This is a genomic window from Micromonospora sp. NPDC005553, assembly GCF_042871765.1.
In the GTDB taxonomy this organism is placed as follows: domain Bacteria; phylum Actinomycetota; class Actinomycetes; order Mycobacteriales; family Micromonosporaceae; genus Micromonospora.
In genome coordinates this window covers 437,936-462,308 of the sequence record NZ_JBIAJD010000004.1, presented here as the reverse complement: position 1 = coordinate 462,308, position 24,373 = coordinate 437,936, and the positions used below count along the sequence as shown (strand labels likewise).

22 protein-coding genes are annotated in these 24,373 nt (G+C 70.9%); 10 read left to right on the top strand and 12 right to left on the bottom strand.

Annotation, left to right across the window (positions count from 1 at the left end):
* Positions 1-274: 274 nt before the first annotated feature.
* The gene (locus tag ACFYPG_RS19200) at positions 275-811 is read left to right on the top strand and encodes a hypothetical protein (protein ID WP_387353445.1); all 537 of its coding nucleotides are present in this window, start codon (positions 275-277) and stop codon (positions 809-811) included.
* On the opposite strand, the gene ACFYPG_RS19195 is transcribed toward ACFYPG_RS19200, so the two are convergent.
* Positions 741-1,688 carry a DUF389 domain-containing protein gene (locus ACFYPG_RS19195; RefSeq protein ID WP_387353162.1) on the bottom strand — a complete coding sequence of 316 codons (948 nt, stop codon included), beginning with the start codon at positions 1,686-1,688 and terminating at the stop codon, positions 741-743. The two genes, ACFYPG_RS19200 and ACFYPG_RS19195, sit on opposite strands and share 71 nt — an antisense overlap.
* A gap of 107 nt (positions 1,689-1,795) precedes the next feature.
* Here ACFYPG_RS19195 and ACFYPG_RS19190 point away from each other — a divergent pair, with 107 nt between their 5' ends.
* Positions 1,796-1,993: a sugar transferase gene (locus ACFYPG_RS19190; RefSeq protein WP_387353160.1), complete on the top strand. Its 198-nt coding sequence runs from the start codon at positions 1,796-1,798 to the stop codon at positions 1,991-1,993.
* On the opposite strand, the gene ACFYPG_RS19185 is transcribed toward ACFYPG_RS19190, so the two are convergent.
* Genes ACFYPG_RS19185 through ACFYPG_RS19175 form a run of 3 tightly spaced genes read right to left on the bottom strand, consistent with a single transcriptional unit; the run spans position 1,906 to position 4,663 of the window.
* Entirely contained in the window at positions 1,906-3,147 is a 1,242-nt protein-coding gene (locus tag ACFYPG_RS19185) for a glycosyltransferase family 4 protein (protein ID WP_355007155.1), read from the bottom strand. The two genes, ACFYPG_RS19190 and ACFYPG_RS19185, sit on opposite strands and share 88 nt — an antisense overlap.
* 5 nt (positions 3,148-3,152) lie before the next feature.
* Positions 3,153-4,079 (bottom strand): NAD-dependent epimerase/dehydratase family protein, encoded by a 927-nt coding sequence (locus tag ACFYPG_RS19180; protein WP_387353158.1) that lies wholly within the window; start codon positions 4,077-4,079, stop codon positions 3,153-3,155.
* Complete coding sequence (locus ACFYPG_RS19175; RefSeq protein ID WP_355007153.1) at positions 4,076-4,663, bottom strand: sugar transferase; 588 nt, start codon at positions 4,661-4,663, stop codon at positions 4,076-4,078. The genes ACFYPG_RS19180 and ACFYPG_RS19175 overlap by 4 nt, the downstream gene beginning before the upstream one ends.
* A gap of 418 nt (positions 4,664-5,081) precedes the next feature.
* Between ACFYPG_RS19175 and ACFYPG_RS19170 the strand changes: the two genes are divergently transcribed.
* The 3 genes from ACFYPG_RS19170 to ACFYPG_RS19160 are packed head-to-tail and all read left to right on the top strand — an operon-like array spanning position 5,082 to position 8,642.
* A complete protein-coding gene (locus tag ACFYPG_RS19170) occupies positions 5,082-6,125 on the top strand; it encodes a polysaccharide biosynthesis protein (protein WP_355007152.1) in 1,044 nt (347 codons plus the stop codon).
* Entirely contained in the window at positions 6,122-7,114 is a 993-nt protein-coding gene (locus ACFYPG_RS19165; protein WP_355007151.1) for an SDR family oxidoreductase, read from the top strand. The genes ACFYPG_RS19170 and ACFYPG_RS19165 overlap by 4 nt, the downstream gene beginning before the upstream one ends.
* Before the next feature lie 58 nt (positions 7,115-7,172).
* Positions 7,173-8,642: an O-antigen ligase family protein gene (locus ACFYPG_RS19160; RefSeq protein ID WP_387353155.1), complete on the top strand. Its 1,470-nt coding sequence runs from the start codon at positions 7,173-7,175 to the stop codon at positions 8,640-8,642.
* Positions 8,643-8,682: 40 nt separating this feature from the next.
* Here the strand turns inward: ACFYPG_RS19160 and ACFYPG_RS19155 are convergent, their stop codons facing one another.
* From ACFYPG_RS19155 to ACFYPG_RS19140, 4 genes are read right to left on the bottom strand one after another with little or no spacing between them, the layout of a single operon-like run.
* Positions 8,683-9,936 carry a glycosyltransferase gene (locus ACFYPG_RS19155; protein ID WP_355007149.1) on the bottom strand — a complete coding sequence of 418 codons (1,254 nt, stop codon included), beginning with the start codon at positions 9,934-9,936 and terminating at the stop codon, positions 8,683-8,685.
* Positions 9,933-11,120: a glycosyltransferase family 4 protein gene (locus ACFYPG_RS19150; RefSeq protein WP_387353153.1), complete on the bottom strand. Its 1,188-nt coding sequence runs from the start codon at positions 11,118-11,120 to the stop codon at positions 9,933-9,935. Before ACFYPG_RS19150 ends, ACFYPG_RS19155 begins: the two co-directional genes overlap by 4 nt.
* Entirely contained in the window at positions 11,117-12,532 is a 1,416-nt protein-coding gene (locus tag ACFYPG_RS19145) for a lipopolysaccharide biosynthesis protein (protein ID WP_387353152.1), read from the bottom strand. Before ACFYPG_RS19145 ends, ACFYPG_RS19150 begins: the two co-directional genes overlap by 4 nt.
* On the bottom strand, positions 12,529-13,494 hold the full coding sequence (locus tag ACFYPG_RS19140) for an NAD-dependent epimerase/dehydratase family protein (RefSeq protein WP_355007146.1): 966 nt from the start codon (positions 13,492-13,494) through the stop codon (positions 12,529-12,531). Before ACFYPG_RS19140 ends, ACFYPG_RS19145 begins: the two co-directional genes overlap by 4 nt.
* 169 nt (positions 13,495-13,663) lie before the next feature.
* On the opposite strand from ACFYPG_RS19140, the gene ACFYPG_RS19135 reads away from it, so the two are divergent.
* The gene (locus tag ACFYPG_RS19135) at positions 13,664-15,691 is read left to right on the top strand and encodes a hypothetical protein (protein WP_387353150.1); all 2,028 of its coding nucleotides are present in this window, start codon (positions 13,664-13,666) and stop codon (positions 15,689-15,691) included.
* Between the two features lie 13 nt (positions 15,692-15,704).
* Here ACFYPG_RS19135 and ACFYPG_RS19130 read toward each other — a convergent pair whose 3' ends face one another.
* Positions 15,705-16,244 (bottom strand): acyltransferase, encoded by a 540-nt coding sequence (locus ACFYPG_RS19130; protein WP_355007144.1) that lies wholly within the window; start codon positions 16,242-16,244, stop codon positions 15,705-15,707.
* A 117-nt stretch (positions 16,245-16,361) separates the two neighbouring features.
* Positions 16,362-17,495 carry a glycosyltransferase family 4 protein gene (locus ACFYPG_RS19125; protein WP_387353148.1) on the bottom strand — a complete coding sequence of 378 codons (1,134 nt, stop codon included), beginning with the start codon at positions 17,493-17,495 and terminating at the stop codon, positions 16,362-16,364.
* Positions 17,496-17,723: 228 nt separating this feature from the next.
* Here ACFYPG_RS19125 and ACFYPG_RS19120 point away from each other — a divergent pair, with 228 nt between their 5' ends.
* The gene (locus ACFYPG_RS19120) at positions 17,724-18,437 is read left to right on the top strand and encodes a NeuD/PglB/VioB family sugar acetyltransferase (protein WP_355007320.1); all 714 of its coding nucleotides are present in this window, start codon (positions 17,724-17,726) and stop codon (positions 18,435-18,437) included.
* Here ACFYPG_RS19120 and wecB read toward each other — a convergent pair.
* Entirely contained in the window at positions 18,366-19,490 is a 1,125-nt protein-coding gene (gene wecB / locus ACFYPG_RS19115; protein ID WP_387353146.1) for a non-hydrolyzing UDP-N-acetylglucosamine 2-epimerase, read from the bottom strand. The genes ACFYPG_RS19120 and wecB overlap by 72 nt on opposite strands.
* The gene (locus ACFYPG_RS19110; RefSeq protein WP_387353143.1) at positions 19,487-20,767 is read right to left on the bottom strand and encodes a glycosyltransferase family 4 protein; all 1,281 of its coding nucleotides are present in this window, start codon (positions 20,765-20,767) and stop codon (positions 19,487-19,489) included. The genes wecB and ACFYPG_RS19110 overlap by 4 nt, the downstream gene beginning before the upstream one ends.
* 187 nt (positions 20,768-20,954) lie before the next feature.
* Between ACFYPG_RS19110 and gmd the strand changes: the two genes are divergently transcribed.
* From gmd to ACFYPG_RS19095, 3 genes are read left to right on the top strand one after another with little or no spacing between them, the layout of a single operon-like run.
* Complete coding sequence (gmd, locus tag ACFYPG_RS19105; protein ID WP_355007140.1) at positions 20,955-21,968, top strand: GDP-mannose 4,6-dehydratase; 1,014 nt, start codon at positions 20,955-20,957, stop codon at positions 21,966-21,968.
* Entirely contained in the window at positions 21,965-23,185 is a 1,221-nt protein-coding gene (locus ACFYPG_RS19100) for a glycosyltransferase (protein ID WP_387353142.1), read from the top strand. The genes gmd and ACFYPG_RS19100 overlap by 4 nt, the downstream gene beginning before the upstream one ends.
* Entirely contained in the window at positions 23,182-24,306 is a 1,125-nt protein-coding gene (locus ACFYPG_RS19095; RefSeq protein ID WP_387353140.1) for a DegT/DnrJ/EryC1/StrS family aminotransferase, read from the top strand. The genes ACFYPG_RS19100 and ACFYPG_RS19095 overlap by 4 nt, the downstream gene beginning before the upstream one ends.
* Positions 24,307-24,373: the final 67 nt, after the last annotated feature.

Here is a 24,373-nt window from a genome sequence, read left to right as displayed (position 1 = left end):
GGGCGGCGGGCGGCGGGCGCGGGCGGCGGGCCGCGGGCGCGGGGCGCGGGGCGCGGGCGGCGGGCTCGGGCGGCGGGCTCGGGCGGCGGGCTCGGGCGGCGGGGGCGACCCCGCGGTGGACCTGATGTCGGCGTGGAACATGCTCGCCGCGGGTTCCCGGGAGACGTACCGGCGGGCGTTGGGCGTGGACGACTCGACCTGGCAGCGGGGGCGCGGCGGGGCCCTGGAGCAGGCGATCAACGCGCTGCCGTACTACGTCGAGACCAACACGGTGATGGTCGGCATCGCCCGGCAGACGCTGCGCGCCGTGCTCGACCGAGTCGGCTCGCGTACCGTCGGCGTCGTGACTCAGCGAGACGCCCGGGAGTGGCGGGATCAGCAGCGGCAGGCGGTGCGGGCGCACGCCGACGCGGACGCGCGGCGGCGGGCCGCCGAGCAGGCCGAGGCAGCGAAGCTGGTGGCCTGGTTCGTGGCCGAGGCGGCCCGGCGCGGGCTGCGCACCACCCGGCTGGTCGCCCGGGGGTACGACGGGCGTGGGCGCTACCGGACCAGGCTGACCGGCTGGTACGTCGACCGGGCCGAGACCCGGGCGGTGGACGTGGCCGGTCGGTTCCACCTGCTGACCGTGCCGGGCGGTCTGCGGGCCCGGCTGTTCGGCGCTGACCCGGAGCCGAGCCCGGCGCCGTTGGTGGTCGGGGCCGGTGGCCGCGACGGTGAGTCGATCCCGCTGCGGACGCTGCTCACCCGGCTGCTGGACGACGGGCCCGCCGGGCCAGGTTCCACCACCAGGCCTGCTGCACCACGAGGGTGAGCAGGCCGGCAAGGACGATCGCGCTCAGGTTGATCACCAGTTGGAGCGCCGAGCCGCCCGCTTCGTCCCACACTCCGTAGGCGGCCGCTACCGCCACGTTCGCCGCCGCCGGAACCGTGGTGACCGAGATGAGCACGCCGACCAGGCTGCCGGACTTCTTCGACGTCAGCGAGAGCATGCCGGCGACACCGGCGAGTAGACCGACCACCCAGGACAGCGCGTCCGGCCGCCAGATGAAATCGGTGAGCGGACGGTCGGCCAGCAGCATCTCCCGACTGACCAGACCGACGGCGGTCAGCGCCCAGGTGCTCAGCACGGTCGCCACCATGGCCGCCAGGAAGCCGACCGCGAGAGCCTGCACGGATCGGCCGACCACCCCGAGTTGACGGCGCAGCAGCGCCACACACAGCGCGGCGAGAGGGCCGAACTCCGGGCCGACCACCATCGCCCCGACGATGAGGATCGGCTGGTCCAGCAGCACGCCGATGCCGGCGATCATGGTAGCCACCACGATAAGCACGAGGTACGTGCCGGACAGTTCCGTCTGCTCGCCGGTCTTCGCGGCGATCTCGTCCCAGACCACAGCGTCCGCGCCACTGCCCGGTGCCCGGTCCGCCGCCCGGTCGGCCGCCGCGGAAATGGTCAACTCGACGTCCTCGGCCGCGATGCCGCCGCTGGTGTCCACGCCGATCCGCCGCAACCCCCGCAGCACGCGGTCGGCGCTCTCCCGCACCACGTCGCAGAGGATGAGATCCCCCTGCGGTTGCCGGGCGGCACCAGGCAGCACGGCGAGGTGAGTTACCCCCGCCTCTGCGGAAAGCAGGTCGACGACCTCCGTCGACCTGCTTTCCGGGGCGATCACCCTCAGGTGCAGCACGCGCCATCCCCTCGCAGGTCCGGCCGTTCTTCCCTCGCCGACCGGCCGTCGCGACTCTACAGCTCGCTCCGTCGAGGCCAGGAACTGCACGAGGCCGAGTTCGCAACGTGAACCTCGGCCTGGTCGAAGATCGCGATCGACTCACCCCGCTCGGGCGCTGGCTACGCGCCACCAGTCTGGACGAGCTGCCCACGCTCTGGAACGTGCTGCACCGGGGTCAGCGCCGCCGGTGGCTCTCCACCGCCTCGCAAAGCGCCCGCTCGACCCGCTCGGCACCGGCGGCGACGGAGAAGACCCGGTCGTAGTGCGCCTGTCCGGCCTGGCCGAGCAGCTCAAGCTTCTCCCGGCCCAGGTCGCAGAGTTCCCGCAGGGCGTCGGCGATGGAGTCGGGGTCACCCGGTCGGGCGGTGATACCCGCACCGCTGTCCCGCGCGACAGCGGCGGCGTCCCCCTCCGCGGCGACCAGCAGGGCCCGACCGGCGGCGAGGGTGGCCTGCACCTTGCTCGGCATCGTGTACGCGGACATGCCGCCCGGTCGCAGGCTCACGTAGTGCGCGTCGCCGGTGGCCATGAGGGCGGGCATCCGCTCCCGGGGCACCCGCCCGAGGAAACGCACGTGTGTCGCGTTCGCCTCCTCGGCCCGGCGGCGTAGCCGCTCCTCCGTGGTGCCGGAGCCGGCGATCAGGCAGACCAGCCGCGGGTCGCGGATCCGGACGCAGGCGTCGATGAGCGAGTCGAGCCCCTGCGCCTCGCCGAGCGTGCCGGCGTACACCAGCACCACCTGGTCCTCACGGAGCCCGAGCTCGGCGCGTAGGTCCGCGACGCCGGTACGCGGTGTCTCGTCGGCCCACACCGGAATGTGGACGAGCTTCTCCCGGGGCACGCCTCGGCTGGCGAGCAGGTCGGCGGCGCCGGGCGAGACGTACGCGACCCGGCCGGCGCTGCGGTACATCCCACCGCACCAGCTGGCCATTCCCCGCTCGATCATCCGCGAGACCCGGTCGGTGCCGATGAAGCCGCTGGCCACCGCGCTGTCGGGCCACAGGTCCAGGACGTGCAGGAGCACCGGCACCCGCTGCACGTACCGGGTGAACCACATCGGCAGGGCGACGCTGATCGGTGAGTTGCCGACCCAGAGGGCGTCCAGGCCGCGCAGCGCCGGCGTGCCGGAGAGCAGCGCGGAGGCGGCGAAGGAGCCGTAGTTCGCCATCCGTCGCAGCGCGGATCGGTCATGGCTGGGATAGAGGGCCACCCGGCGGATCCGGGTCGTGCCGTCGACCTCGTCGAGTCGGCGGGTCACCCGGTAGCCGGGCGCCAACTCGCCGGTCGGGTAGTTGGGGAAGCCGGTGAGGACCTGGACCTCGTGCCCTCGGCGGGCGAGGGCCCGGGCGAGCATCCCGGGGAGCGCGGCGGCGCCCGGCTCCGGGTCGAACCACTGGGTGAGCAGACCGATCCGCATCGGCCTCACCTCGCCGCTGAGCCGGCGACAGGGCGCGCGGACTGCTCGCCATCGGCCTGCCACAGCGTGGTCAGCGACTCACCGAGGTCGTACGCGGGCGTCCACCCGAGCACCCGGTTCGCGCGCTCGATGTCGGCGCACATCCAGGGCACCGCGGCTGAGCGGCTGGCGTCCGGCGCGAAGCTGCCGTCGCGGATCTCGCCGGTGAAGCCGGACACCTCGGCCAGCAGCTGGACGACCTCGCGGGTCGCCACCGCCTTTCCGCTGCCCACGTTGAAGACCCGCGCGGGCCCCGGCCGGGAGCGTGCCGCCGCGAGGACCGCCGTGGCGACGTCCCGCACGTCGACGAAGTCCCGGTACGTGTCGTGCAGGCCCACGGCGATCTCCTCCATTCCGGTGGCGACCGCCGACCTCACCATCGCGGTCACCCGAGTGAGCACGTTCCCCGGCGGCATTCCCGGCCCGACCGGGTTGAAGATCCGCAACACCATCGTGTCGAGGCGGCCGGCCCCACCGGCCAGTTCCGCCAGCCGGGTGGCGGCCAGGTGGCTGAGCCCGTACTCGCTGACGGGTGTGCCCGGGTAGTCCTCGTCGACGGCGAGACCGTGCGGCACGGTGCCGTACTCGGCGGCCGAGCCGATCCGGATCAGGCGGGCTCCGGGGGCGGCGGCGGCCACCGCCTCGATCAGTTTCGCGGTCGCGACGACGTGCGCCTGCACGAAGTCGTACCCGGAGCCGACGATCCGCCCGGCCGCCGTCACCACCACGTCCGGTCGTTCCCGGCCGACCAGCGCGGTCAGGTCCCGCAGCTCGACCCGGACCAGGTCACACTCCGCGCGGGTGATCGACCGGACGGTGGCGTGGGCGGCCAGCGCCGTCCGGATGTGTCGGCCGAGGAATCCACCGGCGCCCAGGAGCAGGACCCGGTTCATCGCCGGTGGGCGGAGTCGTGTTCGGCGGTCGCCTGCGAGGGCGCGTTGCCGGTGAACTCGTGCCAGGTGGCCGCGCCCGGCGCGGAGATTCCCTGGCGGCTGAGCACCACCCATATGGTGGCCAGGACGATCCGCAGGTCCAGCAGGAACGAGCGGCGGTCGACGTACTCGACGTCGTAGGTGAACTTCGCGTCCCAGTCCAGCGCGTTGCGGCCACGCACCTGGGCGAGCCCGGTGATGCCCGGCCGCACGTCGTGCCGGCGGGCCTGTTCCGGGTTGTAGAGGCTGAGGTAGCGGACGAGGTGCGGGCGGGGACCGACCACGCTCATCTCGCCCCGCAGCACGTTCCAGAACTCCGGCAGCTCGTCGAGGCTGCTGGCCCGCAACCAGCGGCCCACCCGGGTCAGGCGATCCGCGTCGCTCACCAGCCCCCGGTCCGGGTCGGGATGGCGCATCGTCCGGAACTTGACCACCTCGAACAGCTTGCCGTGCAGCCCGGGGCGGGTGTGCCGGAACAGCACCGGACGCCCGTGCGTCACCAGCACGACCAGTGCTACCAGCGCCAGCACGGGAGCGCCGAGCACCAGAACGAGAAGAGCGCCGAGGACGTCGAGAAGCCGCTTCCAACGATCATAGGGTCGCCGTGTCGCAGTGCCTTCCCGACGTGTTTCCCGACCGGTCGTCAGGTCGGAAGCACCGGGGCGCGGGTGCGCCGCGTGGAGAGCAACTTTTGGCATGGAGTACGCATACCACCTTTCCAGAAGGCCAACTCCGTCTTCAGCGCTAACGACTTCGTCGCGCCGACAACGCGGGGCCGAACGGCTATTTCGGCAACGCCGAGCCTTGTTCGCTTATTTGCCGACGACCGCCATGGACAGTCGAACGCGACTCCAATTCCGTTTAGCGGAAGAGGTCACGGTGCCACTTATCCGCGCGTAGGGTCGCGTTCGACGAGAATCCGATTCCCGTGGATGGCCTCCCGGGAAACAGGCAGGAGAAGATGTGGTTTCCTCGCTTTCGGACCGGCGATTCCTGATCACCGGTGGCACCGGGTCCTTCGGCCAGACGATGGTCTCCCGACTGCTCGACGCCGGGGCGGCAGAGGTGCGCGTACTCAGCCGTGACGAGTCGAAACAGGACGCGATGCGGCACCGCCTCGGCGACGACCGGGTCCGCTACTACGTCGGTGACGTCCGGGACTACGACAGTGTGCTCAAGGCCGCGCGGGGAATGGAGTTCGTCTTTCACGCTGCGGCTCTCAAGCAGGTCCCCTCGTGCGAGTTCTTTCCACTGGAGGCCGTGCGGACCAATGTGCTCGGCAGCGCGAACGTGGTGGACGCCTGTGAGCGGGTCGGCGTCGAGGCGCTGGTGCTGCTGAGCACTGACAAGGCCGTCTATCCGGTCAACGCGATGGGCATGACCAAGGCCCTCATGGAGAAGGTCGCACAGGCGCATTCCCGCAACAATCCCGAAGCTCGTACCCGGGTCTGCTGCGTGCGCTACGGCAACGTCATGTACTCGCGCGGATCGGTGATCCCGCTGTTCATCGAGCAGATCCTGCGGGGCGGGCTGCCGACGGTCACCGAGCCATCGATGACCCGCTTCCTGATGTCCCTGCCCCAGTCGGTCGACCTGGTCGAGCACGCCTTCCGGCACGGCCAGCCGGGTGACGTCTTCATTCGCAAGGCCGACGCCTGCACCATCGGCGATCTGGCCACCGCGCTGTGCAACCTGTTCCGGGTCCCGGCGAAGTTCAACGTGCTCGGCATCCGGCACGGGGAGAAGCTGTACGAGACCCTGGCCAGCCGCGAGGAGCTCGCCCACGTCGAGGATCTCGGCGAGTTCCTCCGGGTGCCGGTGGACAGCCGTGACCTCAACTACTCCCTCTACTTCGAGGAGGGCGACGTCGAGAGCGGCAACATGGCCGACTTCCACTCGCACAACGCCCGGCGACTGTCCGTACCGGAGATCGAGGCGCTGCTGCTGACGCTGCCCGAGGTGCGGGCACAGGTCGAGGCCGCGGCGGCGGCGGTCGTAACGGCATGAGCACCCATACCGGTGGCCGGCGACCGGAACTGGTCCCCCGCCGCCGCGGCGGCCCGGGCGCGGAGGAACCGCGCCCGGCGCGACGGGTTCTCGTCGTCGGCGTCACCGGCATGCTCGGTCACGCGGTCATCCGCGAGCTCGGTGACGATCCGGACCTCGACGTGCACGGTGTCGCCCGGAGCATCGAGGACCGCGCGGGGTGGTTCCCCCGGCGCCTGCTCGACCGGATCACCACGGCCGTCGACGCGACCCGCTTCGGCCAGGTCAGGCAGCTCATCGACGACCTGCGACCCGACGTCGTGGTCAACTGTGTGGGTGTGATCAAACAACGACCGGACGTGCAGGACGCGGTGCAGACGGTCACCCTCAACGCGCTCTTTCCCCACCTGCTCGCCGACGCCTGCGGGCAGCTCGGCAGCCGCCTGATCCACGTCAGCACCGACTGCGTCTTCTCCGGTCGGCGGGGCGGCTACGTCGAGGACGACCTGCCGGACCCACCCGACCTGTACGGGCGGTCCAAGCTGCTGGGTGAGGCGCGCGGGGTGTCCGCGCTCACCCTCCGTACGTCGATCATCGGGCACGAGCTGGTCACGAACCGCTCGCTGGTGGACTGGTTCCTCTCCCAGCGGGGGCAGGTACGCGGCTTCACCCGGGCCATCTACAGCGGCGTGACGACAGTCGAGTTCGCCCGACTGCTCCGTACGGTGATCCTGCCCCAGGCGGGGCTGACCGGGCTCTATCACGTGGCCGCCGAGCCGATCTCCAAGTACGACCTGCTCCGCCTGATCGCCGAGGTGTACGGGTGGCCCGGCGACATCCTGCCGGACGACGAGTTCACCTGCGACAGGTCGATGAACGCGGACGCCCTCGCCCAGGCCACCGGCTACCGGCCACCGAACTGGCCGGACATGATCCGGGCGATGCACGCCGCCAGGGCCCGCTGGGCTGTCGAACCGGCCCAACCGGGTCTACAGGACGTGCCTCGCTGAGAGCGGTCCACCCGACGACCGCCGGCAACGCCTGCGGCCGGACTTCAAAGGACTTCACGTGGGAAACCGAATGGGCCAACTGGGCCTGCTCGTCGGCGCGACGTGTCTCGTGGTGGTCACCACCATCGCGGCCATCACCGCCCCGCTGGTCGCCACCGGGTTGGTGGCGCTGGTGCTGCTGCTCGCCTTCAGTCGGCGGGTGGACGGCTGGCGGTGGATGCTGGCCCTGACCATCGGCCTTCTGGTGTGCGCCTCGTCGAATGTGCCGGCGGTGGTCGAGGCCAGCTTCTATCCCCGGTACGCGGCGGTCGCGGGCCTGGTCCTCTGGGGGCTCTGCCTACCCGGCCGCACGCCGGCGCGCACCGATGTCTGGACCCGCGTGTTCGTCGCCGCGCTCTGGACGATGGGCGGCCTCGCCACGCTGAGTTCCGCCTGGTCGGTGGTCCCGATGGAGACCCTCCAGCGGGGCGTCGCACTGCTGCTGCTGGCCGCCCTGGTGCACGTGCTCGTCCGGCGTAGGTGGCCCTATGCTGCGGTCATGATGGCCGATCTGCGCGTGGTCTACCTGGTCCTCACCGCGTCCATCGTGGTCAGTCTCGGCATCGGGTTCGCCGACGGCACGCTCGTCGCGGCGACCTCCAGTGTCACGCGGTTCCAGGGCCTCTACAACAACCCGAACATGCTCGGCATCGTCTGCGCCCTGACGATCCCGTTGGGCTGGGCGGTCTACCGGCAGTCCCGGCGGCAGGTCGTGCTGCTCGGCATGGTGCCGGCCGCCGCCAGCCTGCTGCTGTCCCAGTCGCGTACCGCGCTGATCGCCGTGCTCGTCGGTGCGCTCTGGCTGGTGCTGCGCTACGGGCTCGGCCGGATGGTGCGGCTGGCCGCGGGGGTGACCGCCCTGCTGCTGGTGGCACACCTGTTCAACATGCTGCCCACCGTCCTCGCCGCACCCTGGATGCGCCAGTTCGTCCTGCGCTTCACCGACCCCACCGGCGGCGACCTGTCCAACGGGCGGACCCAGATGTGGCAGACGACCGTCGACCTGTGGTGGCAGAACCGCCCCACGCTGGGCTTCGGGTACGCGTCGCGCAACCACCTGTTCGAACTGGCCGGCGCCGACGAGTTCTTCGGCACCGCCGGCGTCAGCGTGGTGCACAACAGCTACCTGCAACTGCTGTTGGAGCTGGGGCTCGCCGCCGTGATACCGCTGCTGCTACTGCTCCTGGCCGCGGGGCGGGTCGTCCTGCGGGCACCGGTGCGCCGGGCCGGCGCGGGTCTGGTCTGGCTCGTCGTCACCGGACTACTGATCCAGGTCACCGAGTCGGCCATGTTCGGCACGGGCCAGACCTACCCGTACGTGTTCTGGACCGTGGTCGCCGCCGCGCTGCTGCACCTGCCGAAGAAGCCGGACCCCGCCGACCGGGAGGCCACGGCCCGCGCCAACCTGCCCCACGCCGAGGCACGCCATCAGCGGGCCGGCGTGTTCGACGAGGGCGTGCCACGCCGACCCACAGCCCTGCTGCGCTAGCGCCCACGCACTGCGCGACCCCGGCCGGTGGGTGTCGGGCTCAGTTGCCCCGGCCCGCCGTCATGAAGGCGCTCACCCGGTCCCGCCAGGCCCGGTGGTCGAACGACTCGCGGGCCCGCAACCGGGCCGCCCCGCTCATCGCCGTCCACTCCTCGTCGCGCAGCCGCAGCGCCCGCTCGACCGCCGACCGGACATCGTCCGGCCCGTTGCCGTCGAGCACCAACCCCTCGACCCCGTCGTGGACGTAGGCGGCGAGGTCACTGGTGTGGTTGAGCAGCACCGGGCACCCAGCGGCGAGACTCTCCGGCACCTTGGACGGAAACCCGTTGGCCGCGTACCCCCCGGTGGGGCGGACCAGCATCGAGAAGTGCGACTCCGACAGCAGGGTCAGCACGGTCTCACGCGGAACGCGCCCGAGGAACCGCACGTCCGCCGAGACGGCGTCCAGCACCCCGACGTCCAGATCCGAATGGGCGGCGGCGTCCTGCGCGCTGACCCCGGCAATGGTGAGGCTGACCCGCCGCTGGTGCTCCGGAGCGAGCCGGCTGAGCCCTCGGAGGATCACGTCGAGCATGTCCTTGCGCCCGGGAGTGCCGGCGTAGAGCAGGCGCAGACCGTCACTGATCGGGGGTGGTTGGGGCGCCCGGAACTCGTCGCAGTCCACCTGCGGCGGCACCACGAGCACGTCCAGGCCATGGCCGGTCAGGTAGTCGGCCAGCGTGGTGGAGACCGCCGTGGCCCGGCCGACGAGCCGGGTGGCCAGGAACGTCGACCAGCGATGCCGGAGGAAGTACGGGGTGAGCCAGCCGCGGCGGAACTGCCGTCGGTCGTGGCGTTCGCTGGCGTCCACCACGACCGGGCACCGCAGCACGAGGCGCAGGGTCGCCCAGTTACCGAGGGTCAGCAGGGCCATCGGCAACAACACGACACTCACGTCGCCGCGACCCACGCCGACCCGGCGCACGGCCCGCAGCACGCGCAGCGGTCGGGCCAGCCGGGCCGACGCGCGGGTGAGGTGGTGCCGACCGTGGATCCGCATGGTGACCAGGTCGATGCCGGCCACCCTTGGCTGCCCGGCCGGGAAGGCCACCTCGCAGGGCCAGTCGTTGACCACCAGCGTGTGCGCGCCGTCGGGCGCGGCGGAACGGGCGAGCTGCAACAGGCGGTTGGAGGTGGCGTCCCCGTGCGGAAAGGCGTACGCGCCCACCAGCAGCGGACGGGGCCGGTTGGCCCGCCCGGTCGAACCCACCTCCCGGCGCGGTTGCCGGCCGATCACAGTTGTCTGATCGTTCATTTCTCTCCCCGTGTCGAGAGGGCCGGCGGCCGGGGTGGCGCCGGGTGGTGCGGGCGGCCCGACGCCCACCGTCGGTAGATCGTCAGGTGGGTGGCGGCCGCCGTGTCGATGGCGAAGACGCTGCCCCCGAACCGCTCCGACGCCGCCGAGGCCGAGGTCTGCCCGGTGTACGACGCCGCCGCGCACACCGCGCTCGCCCACCGCCCCGGCGGGGCGTCGGTGTCGACGATGGTCACGCCGGGCAGGTGCTCGTCGATGAAGCGCACCCCGGGCAGGTCGGCGGCCACCGTGCCGATGCCCAACGCGATGGGCTCCAGCACGCCCCCGGGCAGCCCTTCCAGGCAGGACGGGTGGATGACGACGTCGGCCTGGCTCAGCAGCCCGCCCACGTCGTCGCGCGGGCCCAGCAGGTGCACCCGGTCGGCGAGACCGGCGGCGACCGCCGCCACCCGGACGCGCTCGTCGTCGGCGTCGTCGCCCGGCCCGATGAGGACGGCGTGGGCCTCCACGCCCCGGGCCCGCAGCTCGGCGAGGATCGGCGGCAGGAGCCAGCGCCGCTTCTCCGGCGAAGCCCTGCCGACGCTGACGCAGACCAGTTCGGCCGGGCCTGCCCCGATCAACTCGCGTAGGTCGTCGCGGCTGGGGTGGCGCAGCCGGTCCAGGTCGAGTCCGTTGAGGACCACCTGGCACCGGGGGTCGTCGCGCCAGAGCGGATCGTAGGCGAAGGTGAGCGAGCTGGGCGAGACGCCGAGAATGTCGGTGGCGGAGATCCGCAACAGCCGTTTACAGATCCAGCGGTAGACGCGTCGGCGCAGGTTGCGGTGCTGGTTGTCGTCGCCCCGGAAGTGGGCGACGCGGACGGGCGCACCGCACAGGGCGGCGAGCGCGAGCAACACCCCGGAGAAGTTGGCGCAGTCGACGTGCACCACGTCCGGTCGCAGTCGACGCAGCAGGCCCAGGAAGCGGGTGGCGAAGCGCAGGTCCAGCGGGATCGGGGTGACAGTGCCGCCGTGCCGGCTGACCACACCGGCCAGCGGGCCGGGACCGATCCGGTCACTGAGCGTCACCAGGTGCACCTCGACGCCGGCCGCGGAGAGCCGAGGTAGCAGCTCGGCGGTCCGCATCTCGGTGCCGCCGAAGTTCAGCTCGCCGACCACCCGCAGCACCCGGCACTGTCCGGTCACGTCGGCTCTCCCCCGCTCAGCGCCCGGCGGTATCCCACCAGCGCGGCCGGCCCCATGGTGAGCACGTACGCGACGCAGGCCGCCGCCGGCAGGCCGGCGAGCCCGAACTCCCGCAGCGCCCAGATCTTGAGTGCGGTGGCCAGTAGCAGGAACGTGGCCCAGCCGACGAACTGCGGCCGGAGCAGCCCGATGCTGTTCTGTACCAGGATCAGCGGGGAGGTGACCGCGATCAGCAGGGACCAGATCGCCAACCCGATCAGCACGGTGACCGGAATCTCGGTGCGATCGATGCCGCCCACCCACAGGTCGATCAGCCGGTGGCCGTAGCCGACCAGCACCATCCCGACCGCCCCCACGATCACCCCGTAGAGCAGCACCATCCGCCGCGTGTTGCGACGCACCCAGGCCACCTCGCCCCGCGCCAGAGCGGCGCCGTTCACCGGCCAGACCGTCATACCGACCAGACCGACGAAGATCGAGAGGACGCCGAACAGCTTCCCCACCACCGCGTAGTGCGCGGCCGCGGTGGGCCCGAGGACGTTCGCGACCAGCGGGCTGTCGACGTTCAGCGCGATCGCCGACATCGTGGTGAGCGCGAAGAACCGCAGACCCAACCGGAGCAGACCGACAGCGGTGGCCCGGTGCACGAGCTTCGGGCCCGGTCGCGGTCCGCGATCCTGCAACCAGAAGTACGTCACGCAGTTCAGCAGGTTGGTCACCGGCACGGCCAGCACCGCGCAGGCGATGACCGCCAGTGGTCGCCACCCGGCGGCGATGGCGGCGAGCACGGCAGCCATGGCCGCCAGAGCCCCGGCCGACTGCCAGATGTTGCTCTGCACCACCTGGCCACGGGCATACTGGATCCGCTGGATCAGCGAGAGCGGAATGTTGACCACGAAGGCGCCGAAGCAGAGCAGGATCAGGGCGGACGCCTCTGCGGCGACACCCGGGTCGCTGACGTTGAACAGTGCGTTCCAGGGCACCACGGGTACGACGAGCACGAGACCCGCCAGCAGCGCGACCGCGACCACACCGAGGGTGGCGACTGCGCTGGAGATCTCCCGGGCCTGCTGCCGGGGGTCGTCGGCCAGGTGACTGAGCCGGGTGAGCAGCCCGTTTCCCAGCCCCAGATCGGCGAACCACGCCATCCCGGTGAGGGCGGTGACCGCCATCCACAGGCCGTACCGTTGGTCGCCGAGGAACCGGAAGCACGCCGGGGTGATGACCAGGGGGGCGGCCAGGCCGATACCCTTCGCCACCATCGCGGCGGCGATGCCCACCGTGACCGTGCGGTCCCGGTCCTTCGACGCCGCCGAAGTCGGCGCGGCGGGCGCGACGGTGGTGGCGGCGGCTGGCACCGCCGCCACCGGAGCCAGCGGCTCCGGTGCGGGCCGACTCGCTGCCCGGGTCACCGAGGTGCGGCGACTACGGCGCGCTCGGCGTCCAAGCGACCGGCCATCCATTCGACTGTCGCGCGTAGGCCCTCCGCACGGGCGACGGGCGCGACGTCCGGGAACAGGTGCCGCAGCGTGGCGTTGTCGGCCAGGGAGTGCGCGACGTCGCCGGTACGCGGAGGCGCGTACTCGCGGGCGATCGGTCTGCCGCACAACCCCTCGAGCTCGTCGAGGACCCGCAGCAGGCTGGCCCGGGCGCCGAAGGCCAGGTTCACCGGATGGGGGTGATGTACCCGGCGGCGGAGTGCGTCGAGGATGACGTCGCAGACCGTGCCGACGTAGGTGAAGTCGCGCGACTGTGTCCCATCGCCGTGCACCACCACGGGTTCGTCGCGCAGGGCGGCGTGCACGAAGCGGGGGATGACAGCCGCGTACGCGTGGTCGTGTCGCTGCCCCGGGCCGAACACGTTGAAGAAGCGGAAGGCCATCGTCGGCAGCCCGAACGACGCCTGGTGGGCCAGGGCGTACGCCTCGGTGGCGAGCTTGCTGGCCGCGTACGGGCTCATCGGGCGGGTCCAGGTCAGCTCGGCCTTGGGCAGGGCCGGATTCATGCCGTACACCGACGAGGAGGACGCGACGAGGACGTGCGCGACGCCCTGTCGTCGCGCCGCCTCCAACACCATGAGGGTGCCTGTCGCGTTGGCGTGGTGGGAGGCCAACGGATCGCTCAGCGAGCGCGGGACGCTGGGCAGCGCGGCCAGATGGACCACCGCCTCGCGGCCCGCCATCGCCTCGTCGAGGGCGGCCGGGTCCAGGATTGAGCCCTCGATCAGCTCGACGTCCAGACCGTCGAGGTTGGCCCGCAGCCCGACCGAGAAGTCGTCGAGGACGGTGACCCCACCGATTGTGGGCTCGACCATCGCGGCGCGGGCCAGATTGGACCCGATGAAACCGGCTCCGCCGGTGATCAGAATGCGCATGAAACCCCCCGTGAACGCAGAACACCTGTTCATCGAGTGAACCCGGCCCGCGTGACGGCGACAGCAGGAATTTCACCCTGTCCGGGTGCTGACCGAGAACGACCAGCTTCGCCCCGACGGCGCACAGTGAGGTTTCGTCGTCACTGCAATCGAGGTGGAGGTTCCGACCATGCCCGAGCTGATCGTCTACCGGTCCAACGCCCTGATGTCCGTGAGGTCGCGCTTCGACAGCACCCGGGACCTCGTCATGCCGGCAAACCTCGCGTACGCCGAGGCGATGGTCGGTATGTGGCACTCCGGTCTCACCCAGGTCACCCTGGTGCCCTCCACCGCTACCGACGCGCAGGTGTGGCCAGTCATGTCCGCCGTCGGGACGAAGATCCACGACACTTCCGACGACAACTGCCCGATCAATACCGGCTGGTCGTACGTCGGCGGCAACCACGGCTACAACATCGGCAACCAGATCGTCGTCGCCAACCACGGCAAGACGTCCGTCGACGTGGGCTCGCAGTGGACCGACGGGACGCGCACCTTCACCCTGCTGGCCATCACCAACGCGGACAGCCTGCTGTTCGGCAACCCGTACACGATCGTCGACGGCATCGCGCAGGGTGCCCGGGTCAAGCCGGGCGCGCCGCTCACCCACCTCTCGGGGGCGACCCACACGGCGACAGTGCCGATCACGGGTCTGACGCCCGACGTGCAGATCCGCCCGGCCACCCACTCCCACACGGTGACTGTCGAACTCGACGGGCGACCGGTGCCGGACGGCCGGTTCACGGGGCAGGAGCTGACGATCCGCGAGTCGTATCTGATCCCGTCCTACCAAGGGATGATCGACACCGCACGGGCGAACGTCGGCACACCCATCGCCACGATCATGTCGCGGATCCCGTCCCTGTGCCGCATCTCGAACGTCTACCGCTGGTCGCAGGGCGGCCTGCTGGTCGGACAGACGGTGGCCGCGTTGGAGCGGTTCACGCTGAACGCCGGGGTGACCCAGTGCGGTCCGTTGACCCCGGTTGCCGGCGGCACCCGCCGGCAGTTCATGCCGAACGTGGGCGCGGCCGGCGGCCTGAACTGGTCGGTGTGGGCCAACATCGACACGCTCGCGGCCCTCACCGACTTCACCCCGGCGACCCTGACGAACCGGCTGATGCCGGCGAGCAGCATGACCCAGTGGGTGCTCAACAGCGGCCAGATCCAGCAGTGGGGCATCGCCGTGGGGCTGCTGCCGGCCGCCGACGGCGTGCCCGAGATCCGGGCCCGGCACACCACGGCCAAGGGCTGGTTCATCACCTCCAGCCTGAAGAAGAACTACCCGCAGTTGGTGTGGGGCCGCACCCTGGAGGCCGGCGAATCAGTGACCGGAACCGCCTACCGGCGCTACCTGGCACCGCCCTCGGCGGCCACCCAGATCGTCGTGTCGGACTCCACAGGCGACTTCGTGATGATCGAGCGGGTCGAAGCGGTCGCCCAGGCCCAGATGGCGGCGCCGCAGCTGTTCCACCGGCTGCTGGTCCCGGCCGGCCCGACGAACCTCACCGTGCCGGACCGGGTCGCCGTCGGCGGGATCTCGTACAGCATGGCCGTCCCCACCGGTTACGGGATGTGGCGCGCGGAACCCGGCCCGGCGCGGGTGGGGCCGCTGCCCGGCGCGACGTGCCCACCTGGCAGTTGGTTCCTGGCCCTCGCCGGCCCGACCCAGCAGGTCACCTACGCCGGCACCTACCAGTTGCTGCTGCTGCATCCGGTGTACCTGGCGGAGCCGACCCCGGTCGACCGGGTGTGCGTCGAGGTGACCGCCGCGGGCTCCGGGGTGCTACGGCACGGCGTGTACGCCCACGATCCGGCCACCGGCCGGCCCGCCGGTCTCGGCCCGATCGCCGACTTCGGCAGCGTCGGAATCACGTCCACCGGGGTCCAGGAGTCGGTGTTGAGTGGCTCCGTGGTGCTGCCCGCCGGCTGGCACTGGTACGGGCACGTGTGGCAGACGAGCGGCGTCACCCCGCCCACGCTGCGGGCCAGCAGCGCCGGCACCGGCACCACCCTCAACCTCGGCACCAGTTCGGCGGCGATGACCGGGGACCGGTTCGGTTACGAGGTGACCGGCACGACCGGCGCGTTGGGGGCGATCACCATCGCCGGTGTCCACCAGCTGCCGCCACCACGGGTCGCATACCGGAGGGCCTGACTCGGCGCTCGGGTCAGACGGTGGTCACGCCGTAGATCTTCTTCATCGCCGCGTGCTTCTCCGGGACGGGAAGGTGCCCGATGCCCAGCGACCTGGCCTGCAACCGTTCGAGGTACTCGTCGGTGGTCCGCAGCGGTCGGGCCGGGACACCGGCCGCCACCGTGTTGTCCGGGATGTCGCGCGTGACGATCGAGCCCGCCCCGATGACACACCGGTTTCCGATGGTGACACCGGCCAGGATCATCGACCGCATCCCGATGTAGACGTCGTCGCCGATCGTGATCGGGGCGGTCCAGTCCAGGTCGGGATGGTCTTTGCGGAGGATCAGGGTGCCGCCGTCGTGCGTGACGAACTGAACCTCGGAGGTGATGTAGACGTTGTTTCCGATGGTGATCAGCCACGGCTCCGAGCCGAACATCGCCCGGCTGATGCCGTAGAACCTGACCCGCCCGGTCAGGTTCACCCCCAGGGACCGCGCGAACGCCTCGGGGTCACGGGTGGCGGCCAGGTGGTCCTGGACTCGTCGGACCATCGTACGAACGCGCTTGGGCACGTGCTGTCCTCGCTCATCGGAGCCTACCGGGGTGGCGGGCGACGGACCCTCCAACGTGGGCCCAGCCATTGCAACGACGCAACTCCAGCCCGAGTGACGCGGTCGCGCCCAGCCGGATCAGGCGCAGAACTGCCGGGCGTGGTCCAGCACGTTGAGTTCCCGGACCTGTTGTCGCCAGAGTCGGTAGCGCCGGCCGGCGATCTCCTTCGCCTCGGCGCGCTCCCGGGCCGACCGGTTGGCCAGCCGGTCGAGGGTCTCACTCAGCGCGGCAGCGGTAGCGGGTCGGACCACCGCTCCCCCACCGGTGGCGATCAGGTCGCTGAATGGCGTCGCGTCGGAGCAGACCACCGGGCAACCGGACGCGAGACTTTCCAGGATGACGTGTCCGTAGTTCTCGCCAAGCGTCGGGAAGAGGAAGGCGTCGTATCGGCTGAACGTCGCCATCACCTCGTCCGCCTTGAGTTCCCCGAGGTAGCGGACCCGGACGCGGTCGGGCATCGCGTCGATGAGGCGTTGGCAACCCGCCCAGTACTGCTCGTCCTCCCGCGGACCGTAGATGTCGAACTCCAGCGGGCGGGTCGCGCCGGCGACCGCCTCCAACGCCCTGGTGAGGTTCTTCATCGGGGAGATCCGGCCGACGAACACCAACCGCAACGGCCCGTCGTGAGCGACGGCCGGGGGTGCCGGTTGTTCCGGGATCGGGCACTCGTTGCCGTTCACCATGATCTGCGCCCACGGCATGACGGCGCGGATCTGCTTCTCCTCCAGCCCACTGCACGCCTGCCAGCGCACGTCGAGCTGACGCAGCAGCGGGGCCCAGACCGCCAGGAAGAGCCGCTTCTTGCGCGCCTTGATGGCGAGCGCGCCGGGCGAGAGCTCGCCGCGCGGGGCCAGCATGATCGCGCGGACGCGCACCAGTCGCAGCGCCACCGCCAGAATCGGCAGCACCGAGAAGAGGGACCAGAGGCTGTTGACGTAGATCAGGTCGACCGGGCGGGACCGGATGTGCCGAGCCAGTCGGACCCAGTGCCGCAGCGCGAACGGGCCGAGGTAGAAAACGGCGCAGCGCTCGTCGCGCCGCACCAGCCGCCCGGACAGGCCCGGGTAGGGTTTGGGCGAGCAGAGGTCCCGGTCTCCAGTGACCAGGGTGACGTCGAGGTCATCCGGCAGGGTGTCCAGGATGAACCGCAGGGAGCGGATCGGGCCGCCGCCACGAAAGCCCGGCTCGAAAACCCGAGCGGTGGCGAGCACCCGGTAAGCCGCCGTGGTCGCGGATCGCGTCGCCCCCCTGGCTGTCCCGGCGCTGCCGGGCAGACGCGTCCTTGCCAGCTCGTTCACCTTCGGCTCACCTTCCAGACTGCTGACCCGGCGTCGGCACCCGCACTCACCCGTCACCATCGGCACCGGTATCCGGTTCAGATGACGGAGAGCGGCCAGCGTTCTCCGTAGCCGAGGGAGCCGCGGTTGACGACCGACGTAGTGATCGTAGGCGCGGGTGGGATGGGCCGTGAGGTTTATGGGGTCATTCGGCTGTTGAACACCATTTCGGACAATGCGCCACCCTGGCGGGTTCTGGGCTTCGTCGACGACTACCCCACCGAACTCCACGTCGAGTCGGTCCACCGTCTCGGCGTTGCCTTCCTCGGCCCGACCCGATGGCTGGCAGCCCAACCGGCAAGCACCCATGTGGCGCTCGGCGTCGGGCATCCGAGGTTGCGCCGCGAGACCGACCAGGCCATCGCCGGGTACGGCCTACCGGCGGCCACGGTGCTGCACCCGGCCGCCGAGATCGGCCCTGACTGCGTCTACCAGCAGGGACTGTTCGCCGCCGGCGGCGCCCGGGTGACGACGAACGTGCTGTTGGGGCGCCACGTGCACCTCAACCAGAACTGCACGGTGGGGCACGACACCGTGCTCGGGGATTATGTCTCGGTCAATCCGCTTGCCGCGGTTTCCGGGTACTGCCGGCTGGGGGACGGCGTCCTGGTGGGCACCACGGCCGCGATCCTGCCGAAGCTGACAGTTGGCCGGGACGCCACTGTGGGCGCAGGTGCCTGCGTGACGCGCGATGTCGCCCCGGAAGTCGTGGTCACGGGTGTGCCGGCCCGGCCCATGGACCGGTCACCGGCGAATGCCCGCCCAGTCGTGATGGCGGCGCACGGTCGACAGGATGAAGTCGACGACCCGGCGTGACGTGTCGGGAACCTGGTAGTCGAGCGGGCAGGCGACCGAGCCGTCGGCCACCTGCGCGATCACCACCCGGATGGCCTCGACGACCCCGTCGGGTTCCAGGCCGGTCATCACGATCGCCCCGCTGTCCAGCGCCTCGGGACGCTCGATGGATTCGCGCAGGGTCACCGCTGGGAACCCGAGAATCGCGGCCTCCTCGCTGACGGTGCCGCTGTCGGAGAGGGTGCACCTCGCATGCCGTTGCAGCGTCACGTAGTCGAAGAAGCCGAACGGCTCGTGGAAGGCCACGCCGTCGAGGTGCAGGCCGTCGCCCGCGAGCGCCTCCAACCGCTTGCGGGTACGCGGATGCGTGGAGACCAGCAGCGGTAGCCGCCACTCGTCGCGGACCGCCCGCAGGCAGTCCAGCAGCCGACGGAGCCGGTCCGGGTGGTCGACGTTCTCCTGCCGGTGCGCGCTGACGACGAAGTAGCCGCCCGGTTCGAGTTCGAGCTGGGCCAGCACGGTGGAACCGTCGACCTGCCGCCGGTAGTGATCGAGCACCTCGCGCATCGGTGAGCCGGTGTGCAGGATGCGGCGCGGGTGTAGCCCCTCGGCGAGCAGGTTGCGCCGGGCGTGCTCCGAATAGACCAGGTTGAAGTCGGCGATGTGGTCGACCATGCAGCGGTTTGTCTCCTCCGGCACGTTCAGGTCGAAGCAGCGGTTGCCGGCCTCCATGTGGTAGACCGGCACGTTCAGCCGACGGGCCATCAGTGCCGAGATCGCGCTGTTCGTGTCACCGAGCACCAGCAGCGCGTCCGGGCGCAACTCGGTGATCGCCCTCTCCGTACCGACCAGCACGGCGCCGAGGAGGCTGCCGAGCGACCGGGTGTCGGCCCGCAGAAAGAGATCCGGAGCGCGGACCCCCAACTCCCTGAAGAAGACATCGGAGAGCGAGGGGTCCCAGTTCTGCCCCGTGTGCACCAACGTGTGCTCCACGGTCCGATCCAGTGCGTCGATCACCCGGGCCAACCGGATGATCTCCGGCCGGGTCCCGACGACGGTCATCACGCGGGTCACTTGACGCCTCCTGGTGGCAGTTGTACGGATTCGGCCCGCTGGGCGGGAAGTTGGCAGGGCTCCCGGTACGCGGGATCGCGAATCACCCGCCACGCCTGGTCGAGGACGCTGATCGGAGCCCTGCTCGCCCGCCAACGGCGGTACGCGGCTCCCGCCTCGACCCGCGCCGCGTGCCGCTGCTTGGGGGTGCTGGTCGCCACCTGAGTGACGAGGGCGCCCAGTGCCGCCGCAGTCAGCTCGGTGAGGACCAGCCCACCGCCGTCGCGCAGCACCGCCGTCCACGGTGTCCGGTCAGAGCAGAGCACCGGGCAGCACGCGGAGAGGCTCTCGGCGATGGCGTTGCCGTAGTTCTCCCCCCGTGTCGGCATGACGAAGGCGTCGTAGCGGGAGAAAGTCGCCCGGACCTGCTCGGGCAGCAGTTCACCCCGGTAGCTGACGGCGACCGAGTCGGGCAGCTCGGCCAGGCGCTCCCGGCAGCGTCGCCAGTACGCCTGGTCCTCGACCGGGCCGTAGATGTCCAGCCGCACCGGCACCGGCACGAAGGCGAGCGCGGCCAGCACCAGGTCGAGGTTCTTCATGGGCGAGATCCGCCCGATGAAGACCAGCCGCGCGTGGTGGGTAGCGGGTATCTCGACCGGCGTCTCCTGCGGTTCGGGGCCCCGGCTGACCGCGACGACGCCGATCCGCGCCCGCGGCAGCACCCGCCGGATGTCGTCTGCCTCGACAGGTGTGGTGGCGTGCCACAGCACCCGACGGTCGAGCAGCATCCAGCGCCAGGCGGTCAGGAAGATCCGCTTACGGAATCGGTGCACCCGAAGGGCGGCCTCGCCGAACTCACCCCTGGGCGCGACCAGGATTCGGCCCACCCGCAGCAGACCGAGTCGGGCCGCGGCCATGGGCAGGATGGAGAACGTCGACCAGACGCTGTTGACGTACAGCAGATCGAAACGGCCGGCGCGCAGCGAGCGCCAGAGCGACCGCCACTGCCCCGGCCGACGTACGCCGAGATAGAAGACGTTGGTCCGGCCGACCCGGGCCCAGCGGCCGGAGAGGCCTGGATAGGGGTCGCGGCATCCGAGATCACGATCGCGGGTCAGCATGGACGTCTCAATGTCGTCACTGGCCAGGGCGAGCACTTCGGAAATGGACCGGACAGGCCCTCCGGCACGCCAACCCGGAGAGAAATAGCCGGCCGTGACGAGGACGTGGAATTTGTTCTCGTCGACAGTCGCCAGTGTTTCTCGGGTGTCCGCCGCGGGGGTGGGTTCGCCGGCCATCCTCGCTCCTCGATCGTGCCACGGGATCGATTGACTCAACGAGTGGATGCTCGATCCGTGACTGAGTCACCTTCTCAAATGGACGGCGCAGAATATATTCCACCAGATTCATGAAACCTCAGAAGCGGCGTGCCCGAGAGCGATATAAGGAACCGCGGGGAAAATTGGCCCAGCGGAGAGGGACTTCATGTCACGAACGGCACTCATATCCGGCATCACCGGTCAGGACGGCAGTTACCTGTCGGAGTTCCTGCTCGACAAGGGATACACGGTGCACGGCATCAAACGGCGGTCGTCCTCTTTCAACACCGAGCGGATCGACCACGTCGACGTCCATCCGCGCAGCGGTGACGCCCGCCTCTTCCTCCACTACAGCGACCTGTCCGACCCGGCCTCACTGACCGCGCTGATTCGGGACATCCGCCCCCACGAGATCTACAACCTGGGCGCGCAGAGCCACGTCCGGGTGTCCTTCGACATCCCCGGGTACACGGCGGACGTCACCGGGCTCGGGGCGCTGCGCATGATGGAGGCGGCCCGGTCCGCCGACGTCGGCTGCCGGTTCTACCAGGCGTCCTCGTCGGAGATGTTCGGCTCGACCCCACCCCCGCAACGCGAGGAGACCCCGTTCCACCCGCGCAGCCCGTACGCGTGCGCCAAGGTGTACGCCTTCTGGTCGGCGGTGAACTACCGCGAGTCCTGGAACATGTTCTGCGCCAACGGCATTCTGTTCAACCACGAGAGCCCGCGCCGGGGTGAGAACTTCGTGACCCGCAAGATCACCCGTGCGGTGGCCAGGATCGAGGCCGGCATCCAGGACAAGCTCTACCTGGGCAACCTCGACGCCGTTCGGGACTGGGGCTACGCGCCGGAGTACGTCGAGGCGATGTGGCTCGCCCTCCAACAGGACACCCCGGACGACTACGTGATCGCCACCGGCGAGGGTCACACCGTGCGCGAGTTCGTCGAAGCCGCGTTCGACCGGGTCGGGTTGGAGTGGCAGCAGTACGTGGAGCTGGACCCGGCCTACTTCCGCCCGGCGGAGGTCGACGCCCTCATCGGCGACTACTCGAAGGCCCGACGCACCCTGGGGTGGGCGCCGAAGACGCTCTTCAGCGACCTGGTCCGGGTCATGGTCGACGCCGACCGGCAGCTGCTCGAGGACGAGCGGATGGGTCGACTGATCCGGGTGGACCGGTGAGGGTCGCGGTCGACGCCGCACCCATCCGTCCCGGTCACGCCGCAGGGCTCGAAGCCTTCACCTACGGCCTGTTGACCGGCATGGCCACCGACGACTCCTGCGAGCTGCGGGTGAACGTCCTGCGGGGCACGCTGCCCCAGTGGCGGCAGCAGGTGCCCGACGCGCGGATCGGCTGGACCGAGGTGGCACAGCCGCTCCGCTCCGACAACCCCACCGGCCAACTGCTGCGCCGGTGGACGCCGAGGGTGATGCGCAACTCCCGCACGGTTCGCACCGCCGTCAACGCGGTCCGGCAACGGTCCGTCGTACGGCACGCCGACACCGACGTCACCCTGTCCCCGTTCCACTCCGCTCCGATCGGATCGGGCACCTCGGTCGTCGTCCTGCACGACACGCGCCACCTGGGTGGCGAGTTCCACGCCCCCGGCTTCGCGGCGGTGGTCCGGGAGAACGTCGCCCGCGCGGCGGCGATCGTGGTCACCTGGCCGCATCCGTACCGGGAGACCCTGCGCCTCTTCCCGGAGGCCGCGGAGCGGACCGTGCTCATCCCGACTCCGGCGTTCCAACCCGCGCCGGAGCGCGCGCACGCGCGGCCCGAACCGGGGCTGCTGGTCTACCCGTCGTCCACAGCGGAACACAAGAACCACGCGACCCTGCTGGAGGCGATGGCGCTGCTGCCGGACTGCCGCCTCATCTGCCCGGGGCCGCTGGTCGAGCCCGAGGCGAGCCGGCTGCTGGCCCGCGCCGCGCAACCTGACCTACGCGGCCGGGTCTCCTTCCCCGGCTTCGTCAGCCTGGACGAGCTGAACGCCATCTACGCCCGAGCGGACGCGGTGGTCGTACCCTCGCTCTGGGAGGCGGCCAGCGGCGCGATGCTGGAAGCGTTCACCTGGGGTCTCCCGGTCGCCTGCGCCGACGTCGAGCCGTTGCGCGACCAGTTGGTGTTCAACCGCGCCGAGGCGGCGGTCTTCCGGGCGCGGGATCCGCGGTCCCTCGCCGACGCGGTGCGGCACCTGCTCGACGAGCGGGAGCGCTACGCCGCCGCCTCCAGGCGGGCGAACGACCGACTGGCCGGTCGCACCTGGGCGGCCACCGGCCGCGACTACCTGGACGTCCTGGGCTGGGCGGCGCGGGGCGGATCGGGCCCGGTGCCACGGTCTCCCTTCGTCACGGCCGCCGCGAACGACACCGTGGCCGGCGGAGGGGACGGAACATGAGCATCGCGGACGACAGCTATCCGGTGGCGAGACCGAGCCTCTCCACCTTGGAGGAGCGGTACGTGGTCGACGCGCTGCGCAGCGGGTGGATCTCCTCACAGGGCCCGTACCTGCGTGACTTCGAGGACCGTTTCGCCAGGCGTTGCGCCGCGGACGCCGCCCTGACGACCAGCAACGGCACCGTCGCGCTGCACCTGGTCCTTGCGGCGGCCGGCATCGGGCCGGGGGACGAGGTGATCGTCCCCGCGCTGACCTACGTGGCGACGGCCAACGCCGTCGCGTACTGCGGCGCGCGTGCCGTCTGCGTGGACGTCCTGCCGGAGAGTTGGTGTGTCGACCCGGCAGCGGTACGCGCCGCGATCGGCCCGCGTACCCGGGCGGTCATCGCCGTCGACCTGTACGGGCACCCGGCCGACTACACCGCCCTGCGCCACCTCTGCGACCGGCACGGTCTGCTCCTGGTCGCCGACGCGGCGGAGTCGTTCGGCGCCACACTCGACGGGCGACCCACCGGCTCGCTCGCCGACGTCACCACCTTCTCGTTCTTCGGCAACAAGGTGCTCACCTCCGGCGAGGGCGGCTGCGTGACCACCTCCGACGCGGCCCTGGCCGATCGGATGCGTCTGCTGCGTAACCAGGGCATGGACCCGCAACGGCGGTACTACTTCCCGGTGCTGGGCTACAACTACCGGATGACGAACCTCTGCGCGGCTGTGCTCTGCGCCCAACTGGAACGAGCGGACGAGATCATCGCCCTGCGGGACCGGGTGATCGCCGGTTACGAGGAGCAGTTGGCCGACGAGCCGGCGTTGTCGGCGCAGCCGGTGGCCGCCGGAGTTCGCCGCGCGCCGTGGATGGCGGCCTTCCTGGTCGGGGCCGAGGGGGACGCGACGTCCCGGGACGCGCTGGCCCGTGCGCTCGCCCGGCTCGGCGTGGAGACCCGCCCGTTCTTCGTGCCGATCCCGGACCTACCCGCGCATCGTGATCCCGGCGCGGACTGCCCGGTGACCGAGGACCTGAGTCGGCGTGGCATCAACCTGCCCACGTACGCCGATCTGGCCGAACCGGCGGTCAAGGCCGTGGTGGAGCGGGTCCGCGCCGCCCTGGCGACCATCGCCTGACCCGCCGCCGGACCCGCGTCGACGGTGTCGGCGCGGGTCCGGCGGTCAGACTGGTTGGACCCCTGGG